14 protein-coding genes and 1 pseudogene are annotated in these 18,840 nt (G+C 56.7%); 3 read left to right on the top strand and 12 right to left on the bottom strand.

The genetic code is table 11. The annotated features are described in order from the left end of the window. Window positions 1-4: 4 nt before the first annotated feature. From CUC44_RS12635 to CUC44_RS12615, 5 genes are all read right to left on the bottom strand, one after another. A complete protein-coding gene (locus CUC44_RS12635; RefSeq protein WP_100860279.1) occupies window positions 5-460 on the bottom strand; it encodes a DoxX family protein in 456 nt (151 codons plus the stop codon). After that, a complete protein-coding gene (locus CUC44_RS12630) occupies window positions 453-1,205 on the bottom strand; it encodes an HvfC/BufC N-terminal domain-containing protein (protein WP_100860308.1) in 753 nt (250 codons plus the stop codon). The genes CUC44_RS12635 and CUC44_RS12630 overlap by 8 nt, the downstream gene beginning before the upstream one ends. Window positions 1,206-1,272: 67 nt before the next feature. Beyond that, window positions 1,273-2,127, bottom strand: a complete 855-nt coding sequence (bufB, locus tag CUC44_RS12625) for an MNIO family bufferin maturase (protein WP_100860278.1) — start codon at window positions 2,125-2,127, stop codon at window positions 1,273-1,275. Window positions 2,128-2,185: 58 nt separating this feature from the next. Then, on the bottom strand, window positions 2,186-2,449 hold the full coding sequence (locus tag CUC44_RS12620; protein ID WP_100860277.1) for a BufA1 family periplasmic bufferin-type metallophore: 264 nt from the start codon (window positions 2,447-2,449) through the stop codon (window positions 2,186-2,188). 493 nt (window positions 2,450-2,942) lie between these two features. Further along, entirely contained in the window at window positions 2,943-3,302 is a 360-nt protein-coding gene (locus tag CUC44_RS12615) for a hypothetical protein (RefSeq protein ID WP_425266318.1), read from the bottom strand. Between the two features lie 323 nt (window positions 3,303-3,625). Here CUC44_RS12615 and CUC44_RS12610 point away from each other — a divergent pair, with 323 nt between their 5' ends. Together CUC44_RS12610 and CUC44_RS12605 are read left to right on the top strand one after the other, a co-directional pair. Next, the gene (locus CUC44_RS12610; RefSeq protein ID WP_100860275.1) at window positions 3,626-5,650 is read left to right on the top strand and encodes a BCCT family transporter; all 2,025 of its coding nucleotides are present in this window, start codon (window positions 3,626-3,628) and stop codon (window positions 5,648-5,650) included. 466 nt (window positions 5,651-6,116) lie between these two features. Then, the gene (locus CUC44_RS12605) at window positions 6,117-8,993 is read left to right on the top strand and encodes a TIR domain-containing protein (RefSeq protein ID WP_100860274.1); all 2,877 of its coding nucleotides are present in this window, start codon (window positions 6,117-6,119) and stop codon (window positions 8,991-8,993) included. A gap of 108 nt (window positions 8,994-9,101) precedes the next feature. Here CUC44_RS12605 and CUC44_RS12600 read toward each other — a convergent pair. After that, a pseudogene (locus CUC44_RS12600) lies at window positions 9,102-9,240 on the bottom strand (IS481 family transposase); the annotation flags it as partial. 76 nt (window positions 9,241-9,316) lie between these two features. Further along, window positions 9,317-10,882 carry an ATP-binding cassette domain-containing protein gene (locus tag CUC44_RS12595; protein ID WP_100860273.1) on the bottom strand — a complete coding sequence of 522 codons (1,566 nt, stop codon included), beginning with the start codon at window positions 10,880-10,882 and terminating at the stop codon, window positions 9,317-9,319. A gap of 427 nt (window positions 10,883-11,309) precedes the next feature. On the opposite strand from CUC44_RS12595, the gene CUC44_RS12590 reads away from it, so the two are divergent. Then, window positions 11,310-12,224, top strand: coding sequence for a DKNYY domain-containing protein (locus tag CUC44_RS12590; protein WP_100860272.1), 915 nt, complete (start codon window positions 11,310-11,312; stop codon window positions 12,222-12,224). A gap of 211 nt (window positions 12,225-12,435) precedes the next feature. Here CUC44_RS12590 and CUC44_RS12585 read toward each other — a convergent pair whose 3' ends face one another. From CUC44_RS12585 to CUC44_RS12560, 5 genes are all read right to left on the bottom strand, one after another. Further along, window positions 12,436-12,855: a YybH family protein gene (locus CUC44_RS12585; RefSeq protein ID WP_100860271.1), complete on the bottom strand. Its 420-nt coding sequence runs from the start codon at window positions 12,853-12,855 to the stop codon at window positions 12,436-12,438. Between the two features lie 129 nt (window positions 12,856-12,984). Beyond that, window positions 12,985-14,259: a threonine synthase gene (gene thrC, locus CUC44_RS12580; protein ID WP_100860270.1), complete on the bottom strand. Its 1,275-nt coding sequence runs from the start codon at window positions 14,257-14,259 to the stop codon at window positions 12,985-12,987. Further along, window positions 14,256-15,230 (bottom strand): homoserine kinase, encoded by a 975-nt coding sequence (gene thrB, locus CUC44_RS12575; protein WP_100860269.1) that lies wholly within the window; start codon window positions 15,228-15,230, stop codon window positions 14,256-14,258. The genes thrC and thrB overlap by 4 nt, the downstream gene beginning before the upstream one ends. Window positions 15,231-15,232: 2 nt before the next feature. Further along, window positions 15,233-17,692 carry a bifunctional aspartate kinase/homoserine dehydrogenase I gene (gene thrA, locus CUC44_RS12570; protein ID WP_100860268.1) on the bottom strand — a complete coding sequence of 820 codons (2,460 nt, stop codon included), beginning with the start codon at window positions 17,690-17,692 and terminating at the stop codon, window positions 15,233-15,235. A gap of 284 nt (window positions 17,693-17,976) precedes the next feature. Then, window positions 17,977-18,669 (bottom strand): tRNA/rRNA methyltransferase, encoded by a 693-nt coding sequence (locus CUC44_RS12560; RefSeq protein ID WP_100860266.1) that lies wholly within the window; start codon window positions 18,667-18,669, stop codon window positions 17,977-17,979. Window positions 18,670-18,840: the final 171 nt, after the last annotated feature.

The raw sequence follows: 18,840 nt of genomic DNA, 5'->3' as shown, positions 1-18,840 counted from the left end.
CACGTTAAGGGGCTCGCCGCCCCCTGGCAAGGCGCCAGTGATCCAGTGACAAGGGGCCCGCCCCCCACACCGCCAGGGTCAGCAGCATCCAGCCCCACAGCTGGTGATCGTAAAAGCCCCCCGCCCACAGGGTCGGGTAGGAGATGACCGCCATGATGTTGAAGCCAAACAGCAGGGCGGCGACCGGGCGGGTGAAGAGCCCCGCCAGCAGCAAGAGCGGCAGCAGCAGCTCGGTGGCCGTGCCCACATAGGCCGCCCACTGCCAGGGCAGCAGGGGCACTTGATACTCGAACTCGAACAGATAGAGGGTGGAATCCCAGGCACTCAGCTTGAGCCAACCCGAGCGCAGGAAGACGGAGGCAACCCAGAGCCGGGCGAGCAGCAAGACGGCGCCGACCAGCCAGGGCTGGGCGCGCTCGGCCCACAGGCAGAGGGGCCTTGATGAGATATGTTCAGTCATGGGCAAACTCCAGATCGACCAGCAGATCGAGGGTGATAAGGGAGGGCAGCTGCTCGGCCATGGCCGAGGCTTCTCCCAGCAGTTGGGCCAGGGGCTGGCCTTGCTGGCAGCCTTGCAGCAGTTGCCAGGCTGGCGCCGGGAGCCCGATAGGCGAGGCCCTGTGATCCGGCGATTTCTTTAACACCAGCCAGCAGGGGGCCAGCTCGGTGACGGTGGCGCCGCCGTGCAGGGCCATCTGCCACAGCGCCAGCACCGGATAGGGGCTCTCAAACAGCAGGATGTCGCTGGCCGGTTGCAGCACCAGCTGCTCCCAGCGATCTGGAGGGACGGCGGCCAGACGCTCTGCCGGCCAGCGGCGCGCCTCCAGGGGCAGCAGGGCGACTCGCTCCAGCGCCCATTCGAAGCGGGCCAGATCCCCCAGCCAGGGCAGCTCGGCCGTGGTCGGCAAGCTGGCGAGCCAGTCGCCAAAGCCCTCGCCATAGTGCATCACAGCGCCTTCGCGCAGGGGCTCGGCCAGCACGAAGCCGCGGGCGGCGGCGGCAAAGAAATCCTCCCCCACCATGGCCTTGACCGCGGGATAGCTGCTGGCCAGCACCTCGCTCAGGCCCAGCACGAAGTTGTTGCGATAGACCTGCAGCAGGGCGCCGGCGGGCAGAGTGGCCGGTGCAATCAGTGGCAGGACAGCGACCTCGTCACCGAGCAGCCCCTCGGCGAACGCCTGCTGCACATGTTGCAACTGGCGCAGATCCGGAACCTGGGCCCGTTCAGGTGCAGTCATCCGTCCAGGAGCCAGTCCAGATAGTGAAATCCGTTCAGACATGCTGTGCCTCCCGTCCGGCGAGGCAATGGGACGCCTGGGCGGCGCTCAGGATCTCGCTGGCAACTTGTGCCTCCCCCAGCAGTACCGGCAGTGGCGGTATCTCCAGATCCCACTCGATCAGGGTGGGGATGGCGCGCTGCCCGCAGATCTGGCGATAGAGTTCCCACACAGGCTCGGCCACGGGGGCGCTGTGAGTGTCGATATAGAGATGCCCCTCGGGCAGGGCCTGGTCGGTGTAACCGGCGAGGTGAATTTCCCCCACCCGGCCAAGATCGATGGCCGAGAGATAGTCGGCGCAGTCAAAGCCGTGGTTGAAGGCGCTGACATGCAGATTGTTGAGATCGAGCAGGATGCCGCAGCCGCTGCGTTGGGCAAGTTCGGCCAAAAACGCCCATTCGCTCATCTCGCCGGGCAGTTGAAGATAGGAAGAAGGGTTTTCGATAAGCAGTTGGCGCCCCAGAGTCTGCTGCACCCTGTCTATCTTGTCGCTCATCTGGGCCAGCGCCGCCTGGGTGTAGGGGACCGGCAGCAGATCGTTGAAGTAGCGCCCGCCGATACTGCCCCAGCTCAGGTGCTCGGAGACCCGCACCGGCCGGATAGTGTCTACCAGGGCCGTCAGCTGGCGCAGATGGGCGAGATCCAGAGGATCGGCGGAGCCGAGCGACATGCCGACCCCGTGCAAGCTGATGGGGTAGTGGCCGGCAAGCTCCGCCAGCACCTCGAAGCCAAGACTGTGGCGCTCGAAGTAGTTCTCGCTGTGCACCTCCAGCCAGCCAAGGGCCGGCCGCTGCTGGCGAATATCGTCGTAGTGAGGGGAGCGTAAACCGATACCGATCAAGGGGTTCATGGTGGGATCTCTTGTAAAATGGCCAGGGCGCGGCGAGTACCGCACCCTGGCTGCGGGCTTATTTCGGTTGCAGGGAACCGCCCGCCAGCTTCTCGCACAGACCCTTTGGCACCACCACGAAGGCATCGCCCTGGGCATCCATCTTGGCGGTGCCGGCGCAGGAGGCCGTCTTGGTGGCGCAGTCGTTCTTGCCCGCCTTCACCACCCCGTAGCACTTCTCCTTCTCCTCGGCAGCCATGGCCGGCGCGGCTACCATCTGGGCGCCCAGGGCCAGCAGACCCGTCATGGCGCAGGTGATGGCGGTGCTTTTTTTCACGTTCATATGCATATTCCTTGTTGTTGAGCCTGACGGCTGATCTCTGCGGTGTGAATGTGTTGCCGGGGCCATGGCATCCGGCTACCTGCAATAAAACCGGACCAGGGAGGAAAAGATTTCATCAAAAGATAGCCTTGATGGCATCTGGCAAGGTGAGATACCGTTAACCAGCTGTTATATAAGACAAATATTTAGACAGGAAAAATGGACAAGGTGCAGCACGTCTCGGGAGAGGGTCGGGGAAGGATAATCAGCGTAATGGAAACGGCATTTAACGCTGTATTTAGCGATTAAAACTCACCACACATGCCACCAGAATCAACTAAGCAGTGAAATACTCCATCAATAGACCGACAGATGGATGAATACTCCTGCAGAGGCAATAGAAAAAGGGGCCTCTGGCCCCTCGCTCTATGTCCGGGAAAGAGAGTCCCCCTTCCACTCTTGTCACCCCACCAGGAAGCGCTTACTCACGTGCCTCGCGGCGCTGTACCTGGCCTCAAGCGGTCTTGACGCATTTTTGGATAAAGCTGTTTTTGGCGGCTCCCGCCAGCTTCTTGTCAGCCGCCGCCTTCTCACACTGGCTCGCCTTGTCGGTGGCCGCGTCCGTCTTCACGCATTTTTGGATAAAGCTGTTCTTGGCCGCTCCCGCCAGCTTCTTGTCGGCGGCCGCCTTCTCGCACTGAGTTGCCTTGGCGCTAGCCCCATCGGCGGCAGGGGCCGTCTTGACGCACTTGCCGATAAAACTGGTCTTGGCCGCGCCCGCCAGCTTCTTGGCCGCCGCTTGCGCCTCGCACGCCTGCTCTGCCGCCGAGCTCACGCCCTGCACCGTCGGCGTGGCGCTGTGGGCGACCCCCATTCCCATCAAAAACACCGTCATCAGGATGGCAATACCTTTCATATGACAAGCCCTCATTCTTGATTCGATTGCGGTTCTGGCAACGAGGGCACGGGCTCAGCCGTCTCCCTCTTCCGCTTGCACTATAGTCCTCCCGCCGAAGGGCCACCAAGGTGACCGCCCCCATCAGCCTAGCTCTTTGCCATTGAGCCCAACTCATCCGTCACGGGCTGTCAGGCACTGGCGAAAGTGCCGCCAAGGGGTTGAACAAAATGCCCCCTCCCCTGTCTTTTAGGCCCAAACCCACTTAACTAGTAGCTGGAATCTCCACTCTAAGGTGCCCTATGAACGCATCCCGCCCGCCTCGCAGCACCCTCTCCCTGCCCATCGTGATCCCGAGCCTGCTGTTTATCGCGGCCTTGCTGGCCATCTGCTCTCTGGCACCGGAGGCCGCCGCCCGCTTCTTTGGCGCAGGCCAGAGCTGGATCACGGAACACTTCAGCTGGTTCTACGTGCTGGTGGTCGGCATGTTCCTGATCCTGCTACTGGTGCTGGCGTTTAGCAGCTATGGCAGCATTCGCCTGGGCCCGGATGACGCCCGGCCCGAGTTCAGTTTCACCTCCTGGCTCGCCATGCTGTTTGCCGCCGGCATGGGGATAGGGCTCATGTACTTCGGGGTGGGCGAGCCCATGACCCACTTCGTCTCCCCGCCCCAGGCGGCGCCCCTCACGCAGGTTGCCGCCCGCGAGGCCATGGTCACCACCTTCTTTCACTGGGGCTTTCACGCCTGGGCCATCTACGCCATCGTCGGCCTGGTGCTGGCCTATTTCGGCTTTCGCTATAACCTGCCGCTGACCATCCGCTCCGGCCTCTATCCCATCTTCAAGGAGCGGATCCACGGGCCACTCGGCCACGCCGTGGATGTGTTCGCCCTGGTGGGCACCATCTTCGGCATCGCCACGACCTTGGGCTATGGTGTGCTGCAACTGTCGGCGGGGATCACAAGGCTCACCGGGCTCGACACCTCGGGGGAGCTGTTTCGCTTCACCCTGATCGGGGTCGTGGTCGGCCTGGCGGGTTTGTCTGCGGTCACCGGTCTCGATAAGGGGGTCAAGCGCCTCTCAGAGCTCAACCTCTTCCTCGCCATAGTGCTATTGCTGTTCGTGCTGCTGGCCGGCCCCACCCAATACCTGCTGGGGGCCCTCAGTGAGAACATAGGCAACTATGTCTCGTCTCTCACCCAGCTCACCTTTCGCACCTTCACCTACAGCGAGACCCGCCAGGCGGGCTGGTTTGGCAACTGGACCCTGCTCTACTGGGCCTGGTGGATCTCCTGGTCCCCCTTCGTCGGCCTCTTCATCGCCCGCATCTCCCGTGGCCGCACCCTGCGTGAGTTCATCCTCGGTGTGCTGTTCGTCCCCACCGCCTTCAACCTGCTGTGGATGACGGTGTTTGGCAACGCGGCCATCTGGGCCAGCCAGCACGAAGGGGGCCAGACGCTAATCGACTCGGTCGGCAACATCGACACCCTGCTGTTCAACTTCTTTGACCTCTTGCCGGGGGCCGACATCACCTCGGCGCTGGCGGTGATCCTCATCAGCGTCTTCTTCGTCACCTCCGCCGACTCGGGGGCCTTTGTCATCGACAACATCGCCACCCAGGGCAAGGAACACTCCCCCATCTGGCAGCGCCTGTTCTGGGCCCTGCTGCTCGGGATCACCGCCGGCACCCTGATGAGTACGGGGGGGCTGGCAGCCCTGCAATCCATGACCCTCATCGCCGCCCTGCCGTTCGCCTTCATCATGGTGCTGCTCTGTCTCGGCCTGGTGCGCGGCCTGATTGCGGACAAGGAGCACTCGGCGCGGCGTCTCTCCCCCGCCACTGATTTCTGGAATGGCAAGCAGTGGCGCACCCGCATGGATCACCTGCTAAGCCCCTCCCACGAGGAGGATGCCCGCCGGTTCCTCGGCGAAACCGCCCTGCCCGCCCTAACCGCCCTGTGCCGCGAGTTTGAGGCCCGCGGCCTCACCAGCCGGGTCGAGCAGAGCGACCCGGATCAGTGCCTGCTGCTGGTACCCCAGGAGGGACGACGCGACTTCGGTTACGGGGTGCGCATCGAATCCAGACCCGCCCCCGCCTTCAACCCGCTGGAGGCGACCCACAACCACGACCCGGACGCCCGCATCTTCGAGCCCATGACCTTCTTCGCCGATGGCCGCGCCGGTTACGACATCCAGTACCTGACCCGGGACGAGCTGAGTGCAGACGTCTTGCGCCAGTACGAACGCTATCTGGTGCTAAGCCAGGACGAGGGGCAAGATCTGTTGAGCGCGGCGCCGGAGCACAGCCCGCCAGAGGCTGGGGGCTGATGGCCCTTGGCTGGGTGCAAATATGGGTTGGCGAGATTGGTTGGAAAGTGTGGCAACGCCTTCTGCCTTGCAGGCCTATTGAATAGGTTGAACTGATTGTACAGACGCCAATCATGAGCAATAAAATCCCCCATCAAGGGGGATTTTATTGGCAGTCACCTGGTTACTTGATGGTCGAGATAACAACCCGCCGCCAGCGATTACTGGTCTACCCCTCTATCCGGCTTAGACACCAATTGGTGAGCTAGCGCATAAAACGCAGATCTTCCTGATAGTACGTCATCTTCTGACTGGTTTGCATATGAGGCTTGCGGATATGCTGGTCATTCGGCGCCTACAGCACCATCCGGACCCCTCCCGCTGGTCGATGAAGCGCATTGGAAGCTGTAATCCAGGGGCGGTAGCGTTGGCTTATTCTGACAATGGCTATCAATTGACTTAATTCATTTACATCAAAGCCACTTTCATGAAAAAAATTTTCATTTCTTACAGTTGGGATAGTGAAGAACATCGTTTATGGGTCAAAAATCTTGCAGATACTCTGGAGCAATATCAATCTATCCATGTAATTTGGGATGGATATGATCTTGATTCTTTTATAGATAAAAACCTTTATATGGAAAAAGGAGTTTTTGATGCTGATATAATATTAGTTGTTACTACCAAAAAATATAAAGAAAAAGCAGATAATAGAAGTGGTGGCGTTGGTATAGAAACTTTCTTATCTACTGCTGAGCATTGGAGAAACCTACAAGAAAACGGAAAAACAAAACTCATTCAAATCAAACGTGAGGATGACTCTTCACCAAGATATTTAGCTGGTAACTTATATATAGACTTTACCAAAAACATTGATTTTCCTGAAAACATAAAAGACCTATTGTCTCATATAGATGGCAGAAATTTATTCGAAAGACCCTCAAAAACGCCTCTCCCTATGATTAAACGCTCATATGAGCTAACCAAGGCATCTGATATTATAGGTATGGCATCTAAAAATAGAGTTCCAATTATTAACCTACAAGAAGGAACGGACCATTCCGGTACAAACAAGATTAAATTTGAAATGTGGAAAACAAAAACACCTACATCAGAAAATTCATATGTTGTGGCACTTCACCACAACATAATTATCAGTCACACAATAAATAGAATTGCAGATGAAATAATAAATAGAAATATAACTGTAGATGATGTAACGATATTAAGACCAAGAGAAAAAGGTAGAAATACAACAACTCTTTATGATGTGTTATCTCAAAGGGGGTACCCAAAGTTTTCTTCCACTGAAATGACTTATGATAAATATATTTGGAATTTCTGTATAGACTCTGAATTTAAGCAGGCAGAGGCTCCCGACATAATCGAGTTTTATACAAATCAAGATATTATATATAGAGGGGACAAAGTATCTGACACTGCAGTGAAATATCTTAAAAATGAACTAATATCACAATCTGAATTCAGCGCTAGCATCATTATAGGAAGTGGCGGCATCGGTAAAACATCGTTATGCCTAGCGTTGGCTAACATGCTTATCACTGAGGATGTATCGAAGCATGTAACCGTCTTTATAAGATCTGAAGACATAAGAAAGCACCTTGAGAAAAACAATATTACTACAGCATCAATAAATAGCATATATGACATTTATGAACTTCAAGCTAAATACTTAGGTCATAGTCATATATTTGATAAGAACACTTTTGAGTTATCCATTTTAACCGGAAATATTATAATTATAATTGATGGGCTAGATGAACTATCCTCATTATTTGGTGATAAATTTAATGTTTTAGAATTTTTTAAATCTATAAACAAATTATATAACGAATTAGGTGCAACAAGAATATTACTCACGTCAAGGGAAAGCTCTTTTCTATCCGAAGATATTCTATCTAACTACAATATAAAGAAATATAAACTACTTGGTTTTGACATTGACAAATGTCAAAGATATCTTAATAGACGATTCAATGACTACATTAATAAAGATGACGTCATCCCCAAAATAATAAAGTTAATAGAAACGTGCGCTTTATCAGGTGGCAATCGAGTTATTCCATTTTTTGTTGATGTATTATCAACCATTTATGAAGACAATATGAATGGTGGTGGAGAAAATATAGATATTTTATTAAATCAAGAACCTCTACCATATTACTCATTAAATAGTCTTAACGATCATCTGATTGCAGCTATATTTGAAAGGGAAAAAAAGCGGCATCGTTTCTCCATTTCATATATAGAGATGATTGATCTATTCAAAATGTTGAATCAAGATTTTGGTGAGTCATGGACCATGAAAAATGTCGAAGAGACCTCGACTCTCATGTATGATAGACAGGGTAAACATATATATGAGTGTATCAAGAAAAATCCACTACTAGTAGTCAGTGGTGATACCATTAAATATAAATATGACTTCTTACACTCTTATTTCAATAGCCTTTCATTATTTGAACTATTGGAAAGCAATAGAAAAAGCTCAGAATTACCAATTATCCTATCCAAAGCAAATAAAGATTCTTACGAGTTTCGCGACCTGATTAAATTTTATTCAAGCAGAGCGCAAAATTTTATCGATATTGCCAAAGAGATAATCTCTACTCTGCGTATAAATGAAAAAGGCATTACTCAGAATGATACAAAAGAAAGCAAAGTCCATTTCGAGAGAATAATTTCATCTATAGAAAACTTAATTCTCATGTGCCATCATATAAAGGCTTCCAAAAGAGATGAGTTTAGCCAAGACATTCGCTATATATATGGTGCTGAAAGCTCAAACAACATAAATGGCCTTTATATCAAAGGGGATCTCCCACCTTTTAACTTCTCTAAACTAAATATTTCAGATAGCAAATTTAAAAACTACCCAAGATTTCTAGAGTCAAACTTTGAAGAGTCAAATTTTATTTATAGTGAGTTTTCTAACTGCCATAATGACAAGATACCTGGCTCTGATTTTCTTAAAGCAAAGATAGATAAAAATACATGTATTATGGGTGATCTTGAAAATTCCTTTGAGATGCTAAATAGTATTTCTAGGAAAAACGATGACCTTTTACTAGCTGAGACTGATAAATTCCTATCCTCTTTCTATAGAAATAGATTTAGAGAAAACAATCTTGTTCACATTAACTTTTCAAATCATTTCAATGGACTAAGACAGAAAAACCTAAATAGGTTAATAGCAAATTCTTATCTTAGAATAAAGGCAGAAAAAGAAGTGGGTACATTTTATGAAATTAATGATTCGTTTAAACCGAGTGTTAGAAAATTCCTTAATGATGGGGTGAGAGATAGTAAAATGAAGGAATTCCTCTCTTTTATCAGTCAATAACACTACTAAGTCAACTCTCATTTTAGTTAAATGTTAAAATCCCCTTAACAAGGTTTTTCTGTACAGTTCGAGTTATCACAAGACACCGGCCTCAAGCCGGTGTCTTGTTTACGCTACTTTAGTGCGCACTTCCTTCGGTATCAATTTCAGACTCTTCTTGAAACATGCTGTAGGGGGTCTGCCCCTCCATCATCCGGCCTTGATGTGGCCGTTGGGTGTTGTAGTGTTCCAGATAGCTGTCCAGGTCTATCTACATCTAGGAAAATCTAGGACACCCACCTTTCTGAGCTAGCCATTGCTCGGCTGGCTCACGATTTAACCCCTTATCCCTCCAACCAATACTCCCGCTCAATCCCCACTCCGGCCACAAAGTCGGGATCGTGGGAAATCAGCAGCAGGGTGCCGGGATAGTCAGCCAGCACCTGAGTGAGCAGCTGGCGTGAGGCGTGATCCAGATGATTGTCCGGTTCATCGAGCAGCAGTAGTTCTGGCCGCTGGGCCAGTACCATCAAGAGGCCCAATTTTAGCCGCTCGCCACCGCTGAGCTCGTGGCTCGGCTGCAAGGCTCTGTCTCGCCGTAATCCTATGCCCGCCAGCCGGGTTCTGGCCTCGCTCTCAGCCAGATCAGGCGCCACCGCCAGCAGGTTGGCAAGCGGGCTGAGCGCCCGAGCAATCAGTCTGAGCCCCTGATCGAGGCAGGCCATCCGGCCATTGATGCGGAAGGTGCCCGACTCGGCCATTAGCTCCCCGCGCAGCATCTTGAGCAGGCTCGACTTGCCGCTACCGTTTTTGCCACTGAGCAGGCAGCGATCCCCCCGCTGTAGCACTAGACTGACGCTCTGGTTGTGCCAACGGGGATGGCTGGCCGCCGTAATCACCAGCGGCTGGGCACAGCCCTGCTTGCTGGCATCCCCCCCATACTGCCACTGCATGCGCAGGGGTTGCACCGCTGCCAATGCGGCGGCCGCATCCGCCTTCTGGGTCAGTTGCTGTTGATGACCGCGCTCGTGGCGATCCAGCACCTTGCCAAGGGATTTGCCCGCCTGATCTTTGTTGAAATCCAGCAGTACCTTGGCCTGAGAGCCGCGCTCCCGGCGACCCTGACTGGCGCGCTTCGCCGCCTGCTCTCGCACTCTTTGCAGTGCCTGGGCTGCCGCCTTCTCACTGCGCACGGTCTGATTCAAGCGCGCACCTCTGGCAGCCTGCTCCTGTGCCTGCTGCTGTAAATAGGCCTGGAATGAAAGCTGCGAGCTTTGCAGCCCCTGCTCGCTTAACTCAAACAGTTGCTGCGCCTGATTAAGCAGCCGCCTGTCGTGGCTCACCAGCAGATAACCGCCAGGGTGGCGCGCCAGCAGCTGCCCCAGCCAGTCGATGCCACTGACATCCAGGTGGTTGTCCGGCTCATCCAACAACAGAAAGTGATCCGGGTTGGCAAAGAGCGCCAACAGCCTTATCCGGGTGAGCTGACCACCGCTTAAGCAGGTCAGGGGTTGCTTGAGATCGACATCCAGATTGGCCTCGGCCAAGAGCGCCGCGAGGTCCTCTCGCAGGGTCCAACGATCCGCCAGCCGCTCGAAATCCCGACTGTCGATACTGCCCAATTCGATGCGCTCAAGGGCACACAGAGCCTCCCCCCAACCAATAACGTCGGCCACTGAGCCTTCACTGCCTGACGCAAATTGGGAAAGCCAAGCAACGGGCTGAGCCCATTCCACCTTGCCGGATACCGGAGCGCGCAGACCGGCCAGCACCTCCAGCAGCAGGCTCTTGCCGATGCCATTGCGACCGATCAGGGTACAGGGCCCCTGGGGCAGGGAAAACGTGAGGGGCGCAATGCCGGGCAGATAAGGCAGTTGCAACTGTTTGATATGACATGAAATAGGGGTCATCTGTACTCCTGTGGGTCAATGCCGGAGCATCAAGCCAAGAGCCAAGCCAAATGACAGGGACGTGCGTCCACGGATACGAAGCAAGGAGGAATCAACATCAACCTGTCACGGTATAGACGCACCCGGCCTCGCAGAACGAGGGCAAAGACGATAAGGGGTGCGGACAGGTTAAATGCGCATCGGAGGAAATACTCGGGTATCAAGGAAGCCCAGAGGCTAACCCGACGAGGCGAGGCGGTCAACTGGACATGCTGACATCCAGCAGGGTGCAAGCTTGGTGAGCTGCCCTACCGGCGTTTTATGCTTGCCATATGGAAACCATCCTACGTATGATGCCAAACGGCACCAATTATGGGGCATTCCATTTTTCTAAACCCAGGCTGCCGTTTGAATCATCACCCACCCTCTCAACGGACAGTGAGCCCCTATGAACCTTCGCTACTGCGCCCTGCTGGCATGCAGCCTGCCACTTGTGGCCCATGCAGAAATCGCTCCCCCCTATCAACTTGAAGCCGGGAAGGTGGTCTTCAAACCCTATGGCAACCAGCCGGGGGCACCACTTGCGGGTGCGCAGGCGGAAGACTTCGAGGTCACATATCGCAACGATGATTTCAGCATTGCCCTCTCACATGGGCGCTATTTCTGTAACGCAAACCCCTTGCCCGACAGCTTCGATATCGACACCGCCAAGGCGCTCGGCAGCTTCTTGCTGAGCGGGCAGCAGGCCTATGCCTACTGCGAGCAGGTCAAGGCGCCGGTCAATACCGCCTCCTTCAAATTACTCGATCACCCTTTCGCCAGCGACGATCGCCATGTCTTTCTCGTCACAGGTGAAGTGCTCAACGGCGCCAACCCCAGGCAGCTGAAGACGGCCCATGGCCAGGCTGCCGACCAGCGTCATTACTACTATGTGGCCGAGCAGACCAAGGTCATACCGCACAAGGGCAAAGTGACCCTGTACGACGTCTGCCAGGGATGGGCCAAGATCGACGGCGATCTCTATTTCGAGGGCAAAGCTCAAAAAGAGGTGGATGCCGCCAGCTTTCACTGTCTGAACTTCTCTTCGGCCGTCACCAAGGACGGCTTCTATAGCGGCAACCAGCGGATCGCGCCCCTACCAACAGGGGTCGACAGCACCCTTATCAAGCCGCTGCAGGAGAACTTCGTCACCGACGGTACCCGGGTCTGGTATGTGAACATCAAGCCGACCGAACTGGCAGGGGTCAATCTGGCGGCGGCCAAGGTGGAATACGATCGGCTCAGCGATGGCGTGCACAACTGGGACTGCAGTGTTCACGACGACCAGGGCAACCCCAGCTGTAAAAAGACGGCCGTAGAATAGCGGGTTTGCCCCCTTAGCTAACACCAGCCTCTCTTCCTGGCAGGCTCATGGCGAGCCAGTGACAGAGAGGTAGACCCGTGCATAAGCGCTGGTCACTCCTCTTATGTGGATCTTCTTGGGTTCATAAAAATAATCCCCCGATATCGGGGGTTTCTTTTTTTCTGTACAACCTCTCGCTCGAGCAATCAGGCTAGCTGCGACGTGAACGCAGTCATCTGGCGGTGGCCAACGCAGGTTCGCTATCCAGCAGCGCAGTACCGTAGGAGTTATCTATGGTGCAGCGCCACTGCCCATCGGACTCTTTTCGAAATACATAGGTGGCTCGGCGGTTCTCATCGATCCAGCCGCCTTGCCCATCGGGATAACGCAGCCGGGTATCCATGATCACCAGGGCATTGTCGGCGCCTTCTATCACCTCCATGGCGCCCTGGGTTACCTCGAGCTGGCCTTGAAAATAATCGGAGATGGCGGTGAAGGCGCGGCGGATGGCAGGGATACCACGCACCACCATGCCGGGTTTGACCACCAGGGCGGCGTCCTCGGCGTAGAAGGCCATCAGGGCGTCGAAGTCGCGCCGGGAGATAGCGGCGTCGCAGGTCTCGATAAGCTGGCGTAGCGGATGCTGGCTCATAACTGTGCTCCTTAGAAGGTGTTCACACTCTTACTGCGAGGCCGTGAGTAGGTTCTTAATCCAAGGCGGTTTCCTCGCCGGAGGCTAAAAACAAACATCCCCCGAGGCCGGGGGATGTTTGATAAGTGCTTAACCGAGCAGGAAGGCTCGTAGCGGGGCGAACTCCGCCGGCAGGTTGTGGGACAAGAGCGGCAGGGCGGCGTGCTTGGCAAGCGGGCCCGACAGCGGCACGTCCAACCCCAGGATCTCGTCCACCGACTCCTTGAACTTGGCGGGATGGGCGGTGCACAGGAACACCCCCACTTCATCCTCACCGAGTTGCTCCCCCAGCAGATCCCAGGCGATGGCACCGTGGGGCTCGCACAGGTAATCCAGCTGGTGCAGACGCTGCAACGCATCTCGGGTCTGGGCGTCGTCACGCATGCCTGAGCCCAAGGTTTCCAGCGCCCAGCCGTTGCGACGGCACAGCTCTTCGACCCGCGGCCAGTTGTTGGGACGGCTCACGTCCATGGCATTCGATAACGTCGCGACCGTCTGGTGCGGCTCCCACTGACCGGATTTCAGGTAGCGCGGCACTGTATCGTTGGCGTTGGTGGCGGCGATAAAGCGCTTCACCGGCAGCCCCAGCGCCTTGGCAATCAGGCCCGCGGTCAGGTTGCCGAAGTTGCCGGACGGCACGCTGATGATCGCTTTATGGCGCTCGGATTGCGGCAACTGGGCCAGGGCCTCGAAGTAGTAGCAGACCTGAGCCAGCAAACGGCTGATATTGATGGAGTTCGCTGAATTCAGACCGATGGCCTTCTTCAGCGCCTCGTCATCGAACGCATCCTTCACCAGTGCCTGACAGGCGTCGAAGTCGCCGTCGATGGCGATGGTGCGGATGTTGCCACCCAGGGTGCAGAACAGCGCCTCCTGCAGCGGGCTGATCTTGCCCTTGGGATAGAGGATGACCACCTCGATCCCCTCCAGCCCGTAGAAGGCGTGGGCCACGGCGGCGCCGGTGTCGCCGGAGGTGGCGGTCAAGATGGTGATCTTGTCGTTGGTGCGGAAGGTCGCCAAGCACTGGGCCATAAAGCGGCCGCCGAAGTCCTTGAACGCCAGGGTTGGGCCGTGGAACAGCTCCAGGGCATAGGTGCCGTCTTTGAGCTTCACCAGAGGCGCCGGGAAGGTGAAGGCGGCGTCGATCAACTCACTCACTTTAGCGGCAGGTACTTCATCCCCCAGCAGATGGCTGATGATGTGAGCCGAGCGCTCGGCCAGCGGCAGCGCCAGCAGAGCGTCCACGTCGGCGAGCGGCTCAAGCGTCTCGGGGAAGAAGAGCCCCTGTTCGCGGCCCAAGCCCTGGCGCACCGCCTGGGCGAAGCTGACCTGTTCACTCTTGTCCTTGATATTGTAAAGATTCATAGCTCGCTTCCTGTTACCCGTGCCCCGGCCATGTCCAATTTGCAGACCCGGGCAAATCCATCTTCGTTCTGCACGAAATGTGCGTCCATCCAATCTTTCATGCGCTCGGCCTGGGCCAGATCCTTCATCACCACGAAGACGCTGGGGCCCGAGCCCGAGATGCCGGTGGCGAGCGCCCCGTTCTGGGCCGCCTGGGTCCGCACCTCGTTGAAACCTTCGATCAGGGCCGCACGATAGGGCTCGGCGATCACGTCTTTGAGCACGCTCGCCGCCAGCCCTTCTTGCTGGCTGTAGCTGGCGTGCACGAAGGCCGCCAGCCGGCGGCCGTAGGTGAGGCAATCCTGGCGGCGATACTGGGCCGGCAAGATGGCACGGGCGGCGGCGGTGGAGACGACGGTGCCCGGGTAGCAGACCACCCAGTACCACTGCTCGAATACAGGGATACCCTGACTGATGACGCCCGCCTCCTCCACGATCAGCTGCATGCCACCGAGATAGCAGGGGGCCACGTTGTCGTAGTGCACGGAGCCAGAGATACGTCCTTCCATCTCCCCCATCAGCAGCAGAAGATCGTGTTCGCTCAGCGGATTATCGTGAAAGGCGTTGAGGCCCTCCAGCGCCGCCACCACGCTGCAGGCGCTGGATCCCAGACCCGAGCCCACCGGCAGGTTCTTCTCCAACACCATCTCCAGCGGTCTCAGCTTCAGGCCGCGCTTCTCCAGCGCCTCGCCGTAACCGACCCAGCAGTCATAGAGGATGTTCTTCTTGGGATCATCCGGCAGCTTGTGGGCATAGCGGCCCACGGAAGAGAGCGCAAACGGTACATCCGCTGCCTTGACCTGGACGCGATCCCCCAAGAGGGAGCCATCCACGGGGGCGAGGGCCGCCCCCAACACATCGAAGCCCACGCTCAGGTTGGCGCTGGAGGCCGGGGCATATGCCACTACGCTACCGTACATGTCTGAACTCATGCTTATAGCTCCTGCTTCCAGTTCTGGGTGCGCAGCACGTCGGCGAAGACGCCGGCAGCGGTCACCTCGGTACCGGCGCCATAGCCGCGCAGCACCAGGGGGATCGGCTGGTAATAGGTGGAGAAGAAGGCGAGCGCGTTCTCCCCATCTTTGACCTTGAACAGCGGCTCATCGGCGCCGACCGCCTTGATGGCGACCTTGCACTTGCCCCCCTCGATGGAGCCCACGTAGCGCAGTACCTTGCCCTCGCTCTGGGCCAGCGCGAACTGGTCGCGGAACCAGCCGTCAGCTTCCGGCAGACGGGCCATAAAGGCCTCCACGTCGCCACTCACATCAAAGCCCGGCGGCAACGCCTGCTCGACTTCCACGTCGGACAGCTCCAGCGCCATGCCAGCCTCGCGCGCCAGGATCAGCAGCTTGCGCGCCACGTCCATGCCGTTGAGATCATCGCGGGGATCCGGCTCGGTGAAGCCGTTGCCACGGGCGATTTTGGTCGCCTCGGAGAAGGCCATGCCCTCGTCCAGCTTGCCGAAGATGAAAGACAACGACCCGGACAGCACGCCGTCGAAGGCCCGCAGCTTGTCACCGGCCTTGATGAGGTTCTGCAGGTTCTCGATGACCGGCAGGCCGGCGCCGACGTTGGTCTCGTACAGGAACTTGCGGCGGGTCTGGCGGGCGGTGCGGCGCAGCGCCTTGTAGTAATCGAGCGACCCTGTGTTGGCCTTCTTGTTCGGGGTGACCACGTGGAAACCGGCGGCCAAGAAGTCCGCATACTGGACGGCGACGGCTTCGCTGGAGGTGCAATCGACGATCACCGGGTTGATGAGGTGACTCTCTTCTACCGCCTTCTTCACCGCCTCAAGGCTGAAGCTGTCGCGGGCCTCCACCAGCTGCTCGCGCCAGTTGGCGAGGTTCAGGCCATCCTTGTTGACCGCCATCTGGCGGCTGTTGGCGATGCCCACTACCCGCAGGCCAGTGCCCTGTTCGGCCAACACGGGTTGCTGGCGGGCAATCTGATCCACCAGGGCCGCACCGACGCCACCGACACCGACCACGAAGAGATCGATGAACTGCTGGCTGCCGAAGAAGTTCTGGTGGCAAGCCTTGATGGCCTCGGCGACCTTGCGATCCCGCACCACGGCGGAGATGGAGCGCTCGCTCGAGCCCTGGGCGATGGCGACTATGTTGATGGAGGCCTGGGCCAGGGAAGTGAAGAAGCGCGCCGCCATTCCCTTGCTGGTGCGCATGCCGTCACCGATGAGGGAGATGATGGCGAGATCTGTCATGATCTCGAGTGGATCCAACAGCTGGTTCTTGAACTCCAGCTCGAACTCGCGCTCTAGCACCTTGCGGGTCTTGTCGCTGTCGTAGCTGTGGATACAGAAGCTGACGCTGTACTCGGAGGACGACTGGGTGATGAGGACGATACTGACCCCGGCGCGGGAGACGGCGGAGAAGATGCGACCCGCCATGCCCACCATGCCCTTCATGCCGGGGCCGGAGACGTTGAACATGCACATGCCGGAGAGATCCGAGATGGCCTTCACTTTCAGGTCATCATCCCCTTGCTCGACACCGATAAGCGTCCCCGGCCCCTGCGGGTTGAAGCTGTTCTTGATGAGGCAGGGGATGTGGAACTGGGCCACCGGGGCGATGGTTTTGGGGTGCAGCACCTTGGCGCCGAAGTAGGAAAGCTCCATCGCCTCTTTATAGGAGAGGGTTTTGAGCAGATAGGCGTCCGGCACCAGGCGCGGGTCGCAGTTGTAGCAACCTTCTACGTCGGTCCAGATCTCGCAGCACTCGGCATCGACACAGGCGGCCAGGACTGCGGCTGAATAATCCGAGCCGTTACGGCCCAGCAGCACGGTTTCCCCCTTGTCGCTGCCACCGGTGAAGCCCGGCATCAGGTAGAGGCAATCGCTGCGCAAGCCTTTGGCGGCGAAGCGCAGGCGAGAGACCTCGATATCGACGTGAGCCTCCAGATAACCGCCATCGGTGGCCAGCAGCTGCTCCGGCACGATGAGATCCAGCTCGAGGCCACGCACCCGCAGCAGCTCGTGCATGAAGGCGATGGAGAGGTTCTCGCCTCGGCTCAGGATGCGGGCCTGCACATTGTCCGGGCAGAGCCCCAGCAGCCGGATGCCCTGCATCAGCCGCTCCACCTGATCCAGTTCGCTGGTCAGGCGCGCCAGCAACGCCTTGTCATCCAGCGCCGGATAGGCGGCCTTCAGCCCCGCCAGCAGGCGGGAGAAGATGCCGTTCACTTCAAACAGGGTGGCACTGGCATCCATGCCGCGACTGGTTTGCTCCACCAGGGCTACCAGGTGGTTGGTCACCTTGGCCGGGGCCGACAGCACCAGGGATACCTGGGATTGGCCATGGGTGTTCACCGCGATATCGGCTACCCGTAAGAAACGCTCTGCATCGGCCAGTGACGACCCACCAAACTTCAACACTCTCATCGCTTTCTCTCCCTGACTTTTGCAATCAAATTGGCCTGAATATTTGCCCGAATAGGATTCTGAAAATCATCCAACAAAAAGGCCCGTACTGGGTGGGTACGGGCCTTTTCTGATTTCTGTGCTTGTTCGTCAGCGCATCAACCGGCCCCAGTGCCACCTGTGGTGGTACCGGTAATAATGGTGGTGGTGATGACGTTGATGAATGACTGCATGACGAACACTCTTGAACGAAGCTGGCTTTTAGCAATACCGCGCCGGGTGATGGGCTGTCAACCTAAACCTCTTTACTCCTTGCGCTCAAATCGGCGAACCAGGTCTTTGCAGAGCAGATGCAGCATATTCAGATCCCGCTGCGGCAGCATGGGCACTCGGTCCATCACCCATTGATGCAGTTTTTCATCCTGCGAAACACCGAGTTCACCAAGTATTTCTGCTGTTTTAGATTTCAGCACCCGAACCTGTCCGGCGTTATCAAAATTTTCTGCTACGGCTTCGGGCTCGTCCAGCAAGGGACTCATCTCGTAGGCATACAGCATGATCGCCTGACCCAGGTTCAGGGACGGGTAGCTCACCTTGAGGGGCAGGTAGCTGATGAGATCGACCTGGGCGAGCTGCTCGTTGGAGAGACCCGACTCCTCGCAGCCAAACACGATGGCAACCTTGTTCACCGAAGGCTTGGCGCGGATCTGATCGCGGATCTCCCCCGGCGTGAGGTAGTGCTGATAACGGCCACGCTGACGGGCCGTGGTGGCGATCACCAGATCCATGTCCGCCAGCGCCTCCTCCAGGGTGTCAAAGGCCTCGGCCTCGGCCAGGATCTTCTGCGCCCCATGGGCCACCCAGCTCGCCTCTTCTTCCTCGTGTACCCGACTCGCCACCAGGCGCATGGCATCGAAGCCCATGGTTTTCATGGCACGGGCGGCGGCGCCCACGTTCGCGGCGCGGGCGGGTGCCACCAGCACAAAATAGAGTTTCATCGGGTTTTCCTCCTGGGCGGGCCGACGTCGAAAACGGCAGTACGCCGTCGGCAAAACAGGGGCGCAATCTACCGTTTCTGCCCATGAAATGCCACTTGAACGGATGTTTGAATGTTGCCATAGTGGCCAGACATGTGAACAGATTGCAGCCAATCACAGACGCTATCGGCC

Source organism: Aeromonas lusitana (assembly GCF_002812985.1).
GTDB classification, from domain to species: domain Bacteria; phylum Pseudomonadota; class Gammaproteobacteria; order Enterobacterales; family Aeromonadaceae; genus Aeromonas; species Aeromonas lusitana.
Note: the sequence above shows the minus strand (reverse complement) of the source record. Positions and strands in the feature narration are given on the sequence as shown.